Origin of the sequence: Hydrogenophaga sp. (assembly GCF_051858985.1) — a bacterium.
Lineage (GTDB): Bacteria > Pseudomonadota > Gammaproteobacteria > Burkholderiales > Burkholderiaceae_C > Hydrogenophaga.
The window spans coordinates 63989-75720 of the sequence record NZ_JBHYGM010000003.1; the positions used below are offsets into that span (position 1 = coordinate 63989).

Here is an 11732-nt window from a genome sequence, read left to right on the forward strand (position 1 = left end):
GGCTACTTCCGGCGCATCAGGGTCGACTTGCCGAACAGGCTCTCGATCAGGTCGACGGCCAGTTCGGCGGTGCGGTTGCGAACGTCCAGCGCGGGGTTGAGCTCCATCACGTCCAGTGAGGCCAGCCGACCGGTGTCGGCAATCATCTCCATGCACAACTGGGCTTCCCGGTACGTCGGCCCGCCGAGCACGGTGGTGCCCACGCCGGGCGCGATCTCGGGGTCGAGGAAATCGACGTCGAAACTCACGTGCAGGTGGGTGTGGTCGTCCACGCCCTTGAGCGCTTGTTCCATCGTGTGCCGCATGCCCATCTCGTCGATGTAGCGCATGTCGAACACCTCCAGACCGGCCTGGTGCACCAGGCGCTTTTCGCCCGCGTCCACGCTGCGGATGCCGATCTGCCGCACCTGGCTGGCTTCGATGGCGGGCGTGTGACCACCGATGCCGGTGAGGCGCGCCGGGCCGTAGCCGCAAAGCAGCGCCACCGGCATGCCGTGGATGTTGCCGCTGGGAGTGAGGTCGGCGGTGTTGAAGTCGGCGTGGGCGTCGAGCCAGAGCACGCGCAATTTCCGGCCCGATGCGCGGCAATGGCGCGCCACCGCGCTGATCGAGCCCAGGCCCAGGCAATGGTCGCCGCCCAGCACGATGGGCAGGTGCCCCTGCACCAGTTCAGCGTGCACCGCCTCGTGCAGGCGCTCGTTCCAGGCCACCACTTCGTCCAGGTGCCGATAGCCTTCGGCGGGCGGCTGCCAGGGATTGGAGGGCCCGGCGAGGTTGCCCCGGTCCATCACCCGCAACCCCTGGCCCTCCAGCACGGTGGCCAGGTTGGCCACCCGCAAGGCTTCGGGACCCATGGAAGCGCCGCGCGCGCCGGCGCCGATGTCGGTGGGGACGCCGATGAGGCTGATGTCGGGTTGCATGGCGCCATTGTGGTGGAAGGCGCGGGGACGTGGCGAGGTGAACGACAATCCCTCACCCTTGGCTGAGCGTTTTCTTCATGTCCGATTCCTCCGACGTCTTCTGGTCTTCCTGCGGTCACGACCGCCTCGCTCGCAACGCGCGGGGCTGGCTGGTGCCCACCGCCGACTACTGGCGGTTCTGGCTGTCGCGTCCCGAACTGGCGCTGGTGGAAGAGTCCTGCGATGCCGAGAAGGCGCTGCAAGCGAGCCTGATGCAGGAACCCCAACGGGCCGTGGCGGCACACGAACTCGAGGCGGTGGAAGACGCCGACGTTCGCGCCAACCACCGGCTGTTCCTGGACTGGCGCGACGCGGTGATCGCCGCCGGTTCGCTTGAAGCGGCCTACGCGGGCCTCTTCAAGGCAGGCGCCATCCAGGTGCCGCCCCTGTTCCTGGATCTCATGGTGCAGGCCATCGTCTGCCATTTGCTGGGCCAGGAGTCCGATCCCTGGCGCTGGCGGGCGGCGGAACTGCTGTTTCGCCGACAGCGCGTGAGCGTGCAGGACGGGCGGGTGCTCAGCGGCGACAGCGAGGTGCTGGACATGCTCAACGAGACCGCTGGCCTGGGCGAAGTGGGTCGCCTGCTCCTGCAGGGTGGCGCTGCCTTGCCGCAGACGCAGATCGAGGTGCTGGGCGACGACAGCGCCGAACGCTACCTGCGCAGCCGCCAGGGCGCTGGCCGGTTCAACTTCGTGCTGGACCTCACCCACGAAGTGCAGAACGAGTTGCCCCACGGCCTCACGCTGACCATGACGCGCGCACGCTCGGGGCTCAAGGCGCTGGCCGCGGTGCTGGAAATGTGGGTGCAGCATTTCCACGGTGTGGTGGTGAAGATCCAGCCCGAGGCACGGGTGGAAGATCCTTCATGGCGCTGGCACCTGGGGCTGGACGTGGAATCGAGCGCATTGCTCAACGACCTCTACCTCGGCCATGAGGTCGAGCCCGAACGCCAGCAGCGGCTCATCAGCCTCTTCCGGCTGACGTTTGACGACCCGCAGCACATGCGCGCCGACGTGCGCGGCAAGCCGGTCTACCTGGGCCTGGCGATGACGGCCGGCGGTTTGCTCAAGCTCAAGCCGCAGAACCTGCTGCTGAACCTGCCGCTGGCGCAGCCGGCCTGAACAGGCCCTACATGTTGCGGCGGTACTGCCCGCCCACCTCGAACAGCGCGTTGGTGATCTGGCCAAGCGAGCACACGCGCACCGCGTCCATCAGCACCTCGAACACGTTGCCGTTCTCGATCACCGCCTGACGCAGTCGCTGCAGCATGGCTGGGGACTCCGCAGCGTGGCGCGCATGGAAATCGGCCAGGCGCTGAAGCTGGCTCTGCTTTTCCTCGTCGGTCGAGCGGGCCAGTTCCAGCGTCTCGGGCGTGGGGTCGCCGTGCGGGTTGCGAAACGTGTTCACGCCCACGATCGGGTATTCGCCCGTGTGCTTGAGCATTTCGTAATGCATGGATTCGTCCTGGATCTTGCCGCGCTGGTAGCCGGTTTCCATCGCACCCAGCACGCCACCGCGCTCGGCGATCTTCTCGAACTCCTGCAGCACCGCTTCTTCCACCAGCTCGGTGAGCTCGTCGATGATGAAGGCGCCCTGGTTGGGGTTTTCGTTTTTCGCCAGACCCCACTCGCGGTTGATGATGAGCTGGATCGCCATGGCGCGGCGCACCGAGTCTTCGGTCGGCGTGGTGATGGCCTCGTCGAACGCGTTCGTGTGCAGGCTGTTGCAGTTGTCGTAGATCGCAATCAAGGCCTGCAGCGTGGTGCGGATGTCGTTGAACTGGATCTCCTGCGCGTGCAGGCTGCGGCCGCTGGTCTGGACGTGGTATTTCAGCTTCTGGCTGCGCTCGTTGGCGCCATACCGGTCGCGCAAGGCCACCGCCCAGATGCGCCGCGCCACCCGGCCCAGCACGGTGTACTCCGGGTCCATGCCGTTGCTGAAAAAGAAGCTCAGGTTGGGCGCGAAGTCGTCGATGTGCATGCCGCGCGCCAGGTACGCCTCGACAAACGTGAAACCGTTGGAGAGCGTGAAGGCCAGCTGGCTGATCGGGTTCGCACCGGCCTCGGCGATGTGGTAGCCGCTGATCGAGACCGAGTAGAAGTTGCGCACGTCGTGGTGCACGAAGTACTCGGCAATATCGCCCATCACCTTGAGCGAGAACTCGGTGGAGAAGATGCAGGTGTTCTGGCCCTGGTCTTCCTTGAGGATGTCGGCCTGCACCGTGCCGCGCACATTGGCCAGCACCCAATCGCGGATCTTGGCGGCTTCGGTGGCGGTCGGCTGGCGGCCGTTCTCGGCTTCGAACTTCTCCAGGTTCTGGTCGATGGCGGTGTTCATGAACATCGCCAGAATGCTGGGCGCCGGACCGTTGATGGTCATGGACACCGACGTGGCCGGGTGGCAGAGGTCGAATCCGCCGTACAGCACCTTCATGTCGTCCAGCGTGGCGATGCTCACGCCCGAGTTGCCCACCTTGCCGTAGATGTCCGGGCGCGGGTCGGGGTCGTTGCCGTAGAGCGTGACCGAATCGAACGCGGTGGACAGTCGCTTGGCCGGTGTGCCTGCGGAGAGCAGCTTGAAGCGGCGGTTGGTGCGGAATGGGTCGCCTTCGCCGGCAAACATGCGCGTGGGGTCCTCGCCCTCGCGCTTGAAGGCGAAGGTGCCTGCGGTGTACGGAAAGCTGCCGGGCACGTTGTCCAGCATCAGCCACTTGAGGATCTCGCCATGGTCCTCGTATTTCGGCAAGGCCACTTTGCGTATGACGGTGCCCGAGAGGCTTCGGGTGGTGAGCGCGGTGCGGATTTCCTTGTCGCGGATCTTCACCACGTACTCGTCGCTGGCGTAGGCCTTCTGCATGTCGGGCCATTGCACGAGCAGTTTGCGCGCCGCAGGATCCTGGTCGAGCTCGCGCACCTGGGCCAGGTCGATGACCGCTTCGGCGGCGCGCGAACGCTCCGGCTTTTCCACGCGCAGCATGGCGGCGCTGGCTTGAAGCTGCTGGATCTCGCGTGCCAGGCGGGCCTGCTCGATGGCTTTCTTCTTGTAGCCGCGCACGGTGTCGCTGATGTCGGCCAGGTAGCGCGTGCGCGCGGGCGGCACGATGGGCGTCTGGTTGGTGCTGTGCCGCACGGTCACACGGGGCAACTGGCCGTCCTGGAGCGGCAGGCCGAGCTCGCCCAGCCGGATCTTCAGCGCCTGGTAAAGCGCGGTCACGCCGTCGTCGTTGAAGCGCGCGGCCATGGTGCCGAACACCGGCATCTGGTCGGGCGGCGTGCCCCAGGCTTCCTGGTTGCGCTGCACCTGCTTGGCCACGTCGCGCAGCGCATCCAGCGCGCCCTTGCGATCGAACTTGTTGATGGCGACGAAGGCGGCGAAGTCGAGCATGTCGATCTTCTCGAGCTGGCTGGCCGCGCCGAATTCGGGCGTCATCACGTACATGGGCACGTCCACGTGCGGCACGATGGCCGCGTCGCCCTGGCCGATGCCGGAGGTCTCGACCACGATCAGGTCGAAGCCGGCACACTTGCAGGCCGCGATCACGTCGGGCAGGGCGGCGCTGATCTCGCTGCCGAAATCGCGCGTGGCCAGGCTGCGCATGTACACGCGCTGTCCCTGGCTCCAGGGGTTGATGGCGTTCATGCGGATGCGGTCGCCCAGCAGGGCGCCGCCGCTCTTGCGGCGAGAGGGGTCGATGGAGATCACGGCCACGCGCAGGCGGTCCGCCTGGTCCAGGCGCAGGCGGCGGATGAGTTCGTCGGTGAGCGAGGACTTGCCCGCGCCGCCTGTGCCCGTGATGCCCAGCACCGGGACCTTTTTCGATGCGGCCTGCTCGCGAAGCGCGGAGACCACCGAAGCGTCCGCGTTGCCGTTCTCCAGCGCGGTGATGAGCTGCGCGAGCGCGCGCCAGTTCATCTCCCCCTGGCCCTCGATGGCGGTCAGCGCCTTGGGCGCGTAGGGACTCAGGTCGCGGTCGCAGCGCATCACCATCTCACCGATCATTCCGGCCAGGCCCATCTTCTGGCCGTCTTCTGGGCTGTAGATGCGCGTCACGCCGTAGTCCTGCAGCTCGCGGATTTCGGCCGGCACGATCACACCGCCGCCGCCACCGAACACCTGGATGTGCTCGCCGCCGCGGCTCCTGAGCAGGTCCACCATGTACTTGAAGTACTCGACGTGGCCGCCCTGGTAGGAGCTGATGGCGATGCCCTGCGCGTCTTCCTGCAGCGCGGCGGTCACCACCTCATCGACCGAGCGGTTGTGGCCCAGGTGGATCACCTCGGCGCCCATGCCTTGCAGGATGCGCCGCATGATGTTGATGGCCGCGTCGTGCCCGTCGAACAGGCTGGCGGCGGTGACGAAGCGCACCTTGTGCGTCGGACGGTAGTTGGCCAGGGCCTGGAATTCGGCGGCTAGGTTGCTCATGGTTGTCTCTCTGGGGCGTCTTGTTCGGAAAACTCAGGCGATGCGCAGTTTGCTCAACGCGGGATTCTCGGGGGGATAACGCAGTTTCAATGCCTTGAGCGTGTCGCGCACCACGGTGGCGATCATCAGGTTGCGGTGGGTCTTGGAGTCCGATGGCACCACCGTCCACGGTGCCCAAGGGGTGCTGGTGGCGTTCAGCAGCGCTTCGTAGGCCGCTTGGTAGTCGTCCCACTGCTTGCGCACCTCGAGGTCGCCGAGGCTGAATTTCCAGTGCTTGGTGGGATCGTCCACGCGTTCCTGCAGGCGCTCGCGCTGCTCGTCCTTGCCGATGTGCAGCATGAACTTGAGGATGACGGTGCCGGTTTCGGCGAGCAGGCGCTCGAAATCCTTGATGTGCTCGTAGCGTCGTTGCGTCTGCTCGGGCGTGATCCAACCGTTGACGGTGGGCACCAGCACGTCCTCATAGTGGCTGCGGTTGAAGACCGTGATCTCGCCGGCGGCGGGCACCTTCTGGTGGATGCGCCAGAGATAGTCGCGCTCGCGTTCGGGTTCGGTAGGGGCTTTCCACCCCACGGTGTGCACGCCCAGCGGGCTGGTGCGCGCGAACACGCCGCGCACGGTGCCGTCCTTTCCCGAGGTGTCGGTGCCCTGCAGCACCACCAGCAACTTGAAGCGCCGATCGGCATAGAAGAGGTTCTGCAGTTCGTCCAGCTCGGCCGACAGCGCCGCGACGGCTTCCTGGTCGGCCGCCTTGTTGCCGCCGGAGAACGGTTTGGCGTCGGTCTTGAAGGATTTGAGCGACACGCCCCGCGCCTTGCCGGGCATCACCTGCCAGTCGCGCCAGGTCGAGCCCTTGCCGGCAACCACGGCGGAAGGGGGAAAGGGCAGGTCGGCGTCGTTCAGGCTGGGCATGGGCGTCGCATGAAGTGAGGTTTGGGACGTTGACGTTTACGTAAACGTCAACAACGCAGGATGTTAACCCCATCGGGCAAAAAAAGGGGCGCCGAAGCGCCCCCTGCAGGGTTTTGCCGGACGCGCCCGGATCAGCGGTACAGCACCTGCGGCAGCCACATGCCGATGGCGGGGAACTGGTACAGCAGCACGATGGCCAGGATCTGGATGCCCATGAAGGGCAGCATGCCGGCGAAGATCTGGTTCAGCGTCACGTGCGGCGGACTCACCCCCTTCAGGTAGAACGCGCTCATGGCCACCGGGGGGCTCAGGAATGCGGTCTGCAGGTTCAGCGCCACCAGGAGGCCAAAGAACAGCGGATCCACCCCGAAGTTGTCCAGCAGTGGAATGAAGATGGGCATGAAGATCACGATGATCTCGGTCCATTCCAGCGGCCAGCCCAGGATGAAGATGATCACCTGCGACAGGATCAGGAACTCCGTCTTGGACAGGTTCATGCCCAGCACCCAGTTTTCCACCAGTTCCTGCCCACCCAGCAGCGCGAACGCCGCCGAGAAGATGGCCGAACCGACGAACAGCCAGCACACCATGGCGCTGGTCTTGGCGGTGAGGAACACGCTTTCCTTGACCACGCCGAAGGTGAGTTGCCGGTAGGCCGCCGCGAGCAGGAAGCCACCGAACGCGCCCACCGCCGCCGCTTCGGTGGGCGTGGCCAGGCCGAACACGATGGATCCGAGCACGGACAGGATGAGCACCAGCAGCGGGAAGAAGCTGGAGAGCAGCATCTTGAACACTTCCAGTCGCGTGAAGCTCAGGATGGCGTAGAAGATCACCATCGCCAGGGCGCCCACGGCCAGCCCGATCCAGAAGCTCATGGAGGCGGGTTTCGTGGTGGCGACCTCTTCGGCTGGCGTCTGGGCACTGGCGGTCGCTGCGGCAGCAGGCTCGGCCACGGCACCGGGTGGCTCGGCCACACCGCCAGCCCGTTCGGCACCCGGCGGCTCCGACACGCCCCCTGCCTCGGTACTCGGCGGCTCGGCCAGGGCGCCGTCTTCCGACGGTGGCTCGGCCAGGCCGCCTTCATCGGAGGAGGGGGGCTCGGCCAGACCGCCTTCGCTGCCGCTGTCCTCATCCACGCTGGACCCGGCGCCCATGGGCTGCAGTTCTTCGTAGGTCTCCACCGGCACCACCGTGGTCGCGCTCTGGTAGCTCGCGAACGCCACCGCAGCAAACAGGATGGCGGGCAGCAGGGCGATGCCGAGCTGGCCCAGCAGGTAGCCCGTGGACACGCCCTGGTTGCGCTTGCCCTTCAAGGCCTTGACCAGGTGGGAGACGGCCCAGCCGTCGCCTCGGGCGCCAATGGCCGTCAAGGGCGCAGGCAGCGGCACGAAGCGCTGCGCAGCGGTGAGCGGCGGAGCCCAGGCCGGCTTGAGCTTGGCCATGATGATCACGTACAGGATGTACAGGCCCGCCAGCATGATGCCGGGGAAGAAGGCGCCCGCGTACAGCTGCACCACCGACACGCCGGCGGTGGCGCCATACACGATCAGCAGGACCGAGGGCGGGATCAGGATGCCCAGGCAGCCGCCGGCCGTGATCACGCCGGCAGAGAGCCGCACGTCGTAGCCCGCCCTCAGCATCTGCGGCAGCGCCAGCAGGCCCATGAGCGTGACAACGGCGCCCACGATGCCGGTGGCGGTGGCGAACACCGCGCAGGTCACCAGCGTGGCCACGCCCAGCGAGCCGGGCACGCGCGCCAGCGCCAGGTGCAGGCTTCTGAAGAGCTTGTCGATCAGGTTGGCGCGCTCCACGAGGTAGCCCATGAACACGAACAGCGGGATCGAGATCAGCACGTCGTTGCCCATCACCGAGAACGCGCGCTGCACCATCAGGTCCAGTGTCTGCTTCATGGCGCCGGCCGCGGTCTGGTCGCCCGAGTGGTAGGCGAAGAACGCGAACATCATGCCCATGCCCATGAGGGTGAAGGCAGTGGGAAAGCCCAGCATGATGGCCACGACCACCAGGGAAAGCATGAGCAGGCCGTAGTGCCCGTTGGTCATGGTCTCCACGCTGAACACCATCGCGAGTGCCGCGGCGCCGATGAGCGCCATCAGGGTGAAGCCGAACCAGAGTTCCTTGCGAATTTTCATCACTGGCCGCCTTTCTTCACGACCAGGCTGTCCAGCGCTTCAATGTCGGCGTCTTTCACGTTCACCATTTCCTTGAGCTTGTCCACGTCCACTTCTTCCACGTCCTCCTCCCGGGAGGGCCACGCGCCGGTCTGCAGGCACATGATGCAGCGGATGATTTCGACGATGCCCTGAAGCAGGAGGAAAGCGCCTGCGATCGGTACCACGAACTTGAACGGGTAGAGCGGCAGAGGGTCGGCGTTGAAGGTCTGTTCGCGGATGGCCAGCGATTCGTTGGCGAAAAACCAGCCGGCGTAGGTCAGGGCCACGATGCCGGGGAGGAAGAACAGCAGGTAGAGCGTGAGATCGATGGCGGCCTGCGTGCGGGGCCTGAAGAAGCCATAGAGCACGTCGCCGCGCACGTGGCCGCTCTTGGCCAGTGTGTACGCGCCGGCCGTCATGAACAGCAGGCCGTACAACATGATCTGCGCGTCCAGCACCCAGGCATGCGGGGTGTTCAGCACATAGCGGGAGAAAACCTCCCAAGTGATCAGCACGGTGAGCGCAATCACGCTCCACGCGCACGCTTTCCCGAACCACGTCGACAAACGGTCAACGGACAGCAGTAGTTGTTGCATGTGTATTTCCAGAAACAGAAAGGGGCGCCCGCAGGCGCCCCGAGCGACAGCGAGCCCGATCAGGACTTCTTGGCGCCCTTGCCGAAGTAGTGGTTGTACGCCATCTTGAAGTCGACCATGTAGTCGTTCTGCCACTGGCCGGCACGCTCGGCAAACGCCTTCTGCGAATCCAGCACCTTCTGGAAGACGGGGTTGGTCTTGGCCTTCTCGGCGATGGTCTCGTCCCATGCCGCGAGCTGGGCGCGCAGGATCGGGTCGGGCGTCTTGTAGAACTTCACGCCAGCCTTCTTCAGCTCGATGTAGTCCTGCGAATTGCGCTGGATCGCCTTCCAGCTCATGTCGGCGCTGGCGGCCTGCACGGCGTAGTCAACGATGGCCTTGACTTCGGCGGGCAGGGCGTTGAGCTTGGTCTTGTTGAACAGGATCTCGAACTGCTCACCGCTCTGGTGGAAGCTTTGCAGCATGCAGTTCTTGGCCACGTCGGGGAAGCCCAGCACGCGGTCAGAGGACGCGTTGTTGAACTCGGCCGCGTCGATCAGGCCGCGGTCGAGCGCGGGCACGATCTCGCCGCCGGGCAGCGGGTTCACGGCGGTGCCCATCTTGGTGAACACGTCCACCGCCAGGCCCACCGTGCGGAACTTCAGGCCCTTCATGTCGGCCACCTTGGAGACCGGCTTCTTGAACCAGCCCAGTGGCTGCGTGGGCATGGGGCCGTAGAGGTAGGAGGTCACGTCCAGGTTCAGGCTGCCATAGATCTCTTCGAGCAGCGCCTTGCCGCCACCGTAGTTGTGCCAGGCCAGCACCATGTTGGGATCCATGCCGTAGGCCGGGCCGGAGCCCCAGAGCGCCAGTGCGGAGTTCTTGCCGTAGTGGTAAGCCACCACGCCATGGCCGCCATCGAGCGTGCCCTTGGCCACGGCTTCAAGCAGCTGGAAGGCCGGCACCACGGCACCAGCGGGCAGCACTTCGATCTTCAGACGCCCGCCGGCCATGTCGTTGACCTTCTTGGCAAAGTCCTGGGCGTACTCGTGGAAGATGTCCTTCGAGGGCCAGGTGCTTTGAAAGCGCAACGAGGTCGTCTGTGCTGTTGCAATCATGGGCACGGACATGGCGCCAGCCGCGACGGCTGCACCTTTGAGGATGCCTCGGCGCGAAGTGACGGTTTTCTGATCTGACATCGGTTTGTCTCCAGTACGGGTTGATGAGCAGTCGATGATGCGCCATCGACCCTGTTGCACCGCGCAGGGTTTTCACCGACCGGCGGTCAATTAAGCGACGGCTCACGGTCACCTCTGCGGGGATACCCGCATCCCGATGAACCCGTTTGATCTATCTGATATTGCATTCTGGTATTTCCTTCGTTGTGGGTTCGCCGCCTCGGGGAGTTGCCGATATCCTTTGCCGCTCTGCCCGATTTCGCTGCTCCCATGAAACCCATCCAGCTCTTCGACCCCGCATCGAGCACCTACACCTACCTGCTGTTCGACCAGCAGAGTCGCGAGGCAGTCCTCATCGATCCCGTGGACGAGCAGCTTGAACGCGACCTCGCCACGCTGCAGGAATACGGACTCAAACTGGTGTGGACGGTGGAAACCCACGCGCACGCGGACCACATCACCAGTGCGGGTCGGCTAGCCGAGCTGGCAGGTGCGCGCACCGCAGCGCCCCATGGTTGTGGCATCGGCACGGCGGGCGTGCAGCTGCATCACGGCGACACGCTGAAATTCGGCGCCGAAACCCTCCAGGCCCTGCACACGCCGGGCCACACCGCGGGCAGCATGAGCTTTCTCTGGCGGGCCCACGTCTTCACCGGTGACACCCTGCTCATCAACGGCTGCGGACGCACGGACTTCCAGTCGGGCAGCGCCAGCGAGCTCTACCGCAGTCTCACGCAGGTGCTCTACACCTTGCCCGATGACACCGCCGTGTGGCCCGGACACGACTACCAGGGGCGCAGCCATTCCAGCATCGGACAGGAAAAGGCCGCCAACGCGCGGGTTGCCGGCAAATCGGAAGCCGAGTTCGTCGCCCTCATGGAGGCCCTGCAGTTGCCGCGGCCACGCCGCATCGACGAAGCGGTGCCCGCCAACCTGAGCTCCGGCTTGCGCCACGACGCCGACAGCGTGCTGCACATGCAGCCCAGCCCGGCCGCTGGCGTGCACCAAGGCAGCTACGCTGGCGACGTGTCGCCCGAACTGGCCTGGCAGTGGATGCAGGCGGGCGAAGCGGTGCTGGTGGACGTGCGAACCGATGCCGAGCGGGAATGGGTGGGCTTCGTGCCCGGGGCAGTGCCGGTGGCCTGGAAGCAGTGGCCGGGCATGGCCTTGAACCCGGAATTCGACCGCCAGATCCAGGACGCCGCCGGTGGCAAAAAGCTGGTGCTGCTGTGCCGCAGCGGTGTGCGTTCGATCGCGGCCGCCAGGCGGGCCACCGAACTGGGGCTGGAGGCCTACAACATCCTCGAAGGCTTCGAAGGCGACCCCGATGCCAGCGCCCAGCGCGGCAAAAAAGGGGGATGGCGCCGGCGCGGACTGTCATGGCGACAGAACTGAGACATATGTCACACACCGTCTGTGGCGGTTTTGCGTCACCGCCTGTCGGCTAAAACGACCGAAACTTGAGTAGAAAGCGTCACAACCCCTGTCAACCCTGACAGGGGTTGTGCGATTTTT

General features: G+C 65.6%; 8 protein-coding genes and 1 pseudogene. 3 read left to right on the forward strand and 6 right to left on the reverse strand.

Annotated features, from left to right (window positions below; all coding sequences use genetic code 11):
* Positions 1–2: 2 nt before the first annotated feature.
* Positions 3–920, reverse strand: a complete 918-nt coding sequence (gene rocF / locus ACTIEY_RS12760) for an arginase (protein ID WP_439519509.1) — start codon at positions 918–920, stop codon at positions 3–5.
* 77 nt (positions 921–997) lie between these two features.
* Here rocF and ACTIEY_RS12765 point away from each other — a divergent pair, with 77 nt between their 5' ends.
* Entirely contained in the window at positions 998–2080 is a 1083-nt protein-coding gene (locus ACTIEY_RS12765; RefSeq protein WP_439519510.1) for a DUF6352 family protein, read from the forward strand.
* Between the two features lie 7 nt (positions 2081–2087).
* Here the strand turns inward: ACTIEY_RS12765 and icmF are convergent, their stop codons facing one another.
* From icmF to ACTIEY_RS12790, 5 genes are all read right to left on the reverse strand, one after another.
* Positions 2088–5381 (reverse strand): fused isobutyryl-CoA mutase/GTPase IcmF, encoded by a 3294-nt coding sequence (gene icmF / locus ACTIEY_RS12770; RefSeq protein WP_439519511.1) that lies wholly within the window; start codon positions 5379–5381, stop codon positions 2088–2090.
* A gap of 33 nt (positions 5382–5414) precedes the next feature.
* The gene (locus ACTIEY_RS12775; RefSeq protein ID WP_439519512.1) at positions 5415–6293 is read right to left on the reverse strand and encodes a PPK2 family polyphosphate kinase; all 879 of its coding nucleotides are present in this window, start codon (positions 6291–6293) and stop codon (positions 5415–5417) included.
* Positions 6294–6424: 131 nt separating this feature from the next.
* Positions 6425–8443: a TRAP transporter large permease gene (locus tag ACTIEY_RS12780; RefSeq protein ID WP_439519513.1), complete on the reverse strand. Its 2019-nt coding sequence runs from the start codon at positions 8441–8443 to the stop codon at positions 6425–6427.
* Complete coding sequence (locus ACTIEY_RS12785) at positions 8443–9060, reverse strand: TRAP transporter small permease subunit (RefSeq protein ID WP_439519514.1); 618 nt, start codon at positions 9058–9060, stop codon at positions 8443–8445. The genes ACTIEY_RS12780 and ACTIEY_RS12785 overlap by 1 nt, the downstream gene beginning before the upstream one ends.
* 59 nt (positions 9061–9119) lie before the next feature.
* The gene (locus tag ACTIEY_RS12790; protein WP_439519515.1) at positions 9120–10238 is read right to left on the reverse strand and encodes a TRAP transporter substrate-binding protein; all 1119 of its coding nucleotides are present in this window, start codon (positions 10236–10238) and stop codon (positions 9120–9122) included.
* A 249-nt stretch (positions 10239–10487) separates the two neighbouring features.
* Here ACTIEY_RS12790 and ACTIEY_RS12795 point away from each other — a divergent pair.
* Positions 10488–10988, forward strand: a pseudogene (locus ACTIEY_RS12795) (MBL fold metallo-hydrolase); the annotation flags it as partial.
* Between the two features lie 204 nt (positions 10989–11192).
* Entirely contained in the window at positions 11193–11612 is a 420-nt protein-coding gene (locus tag ACTIEY_RS12800) for a rhodanese-like domain-containing protein (protein ID WP_439520290.1), read from the forward strand.
* Positions 11613–11732: the final 120 nt, after the last annotated feature.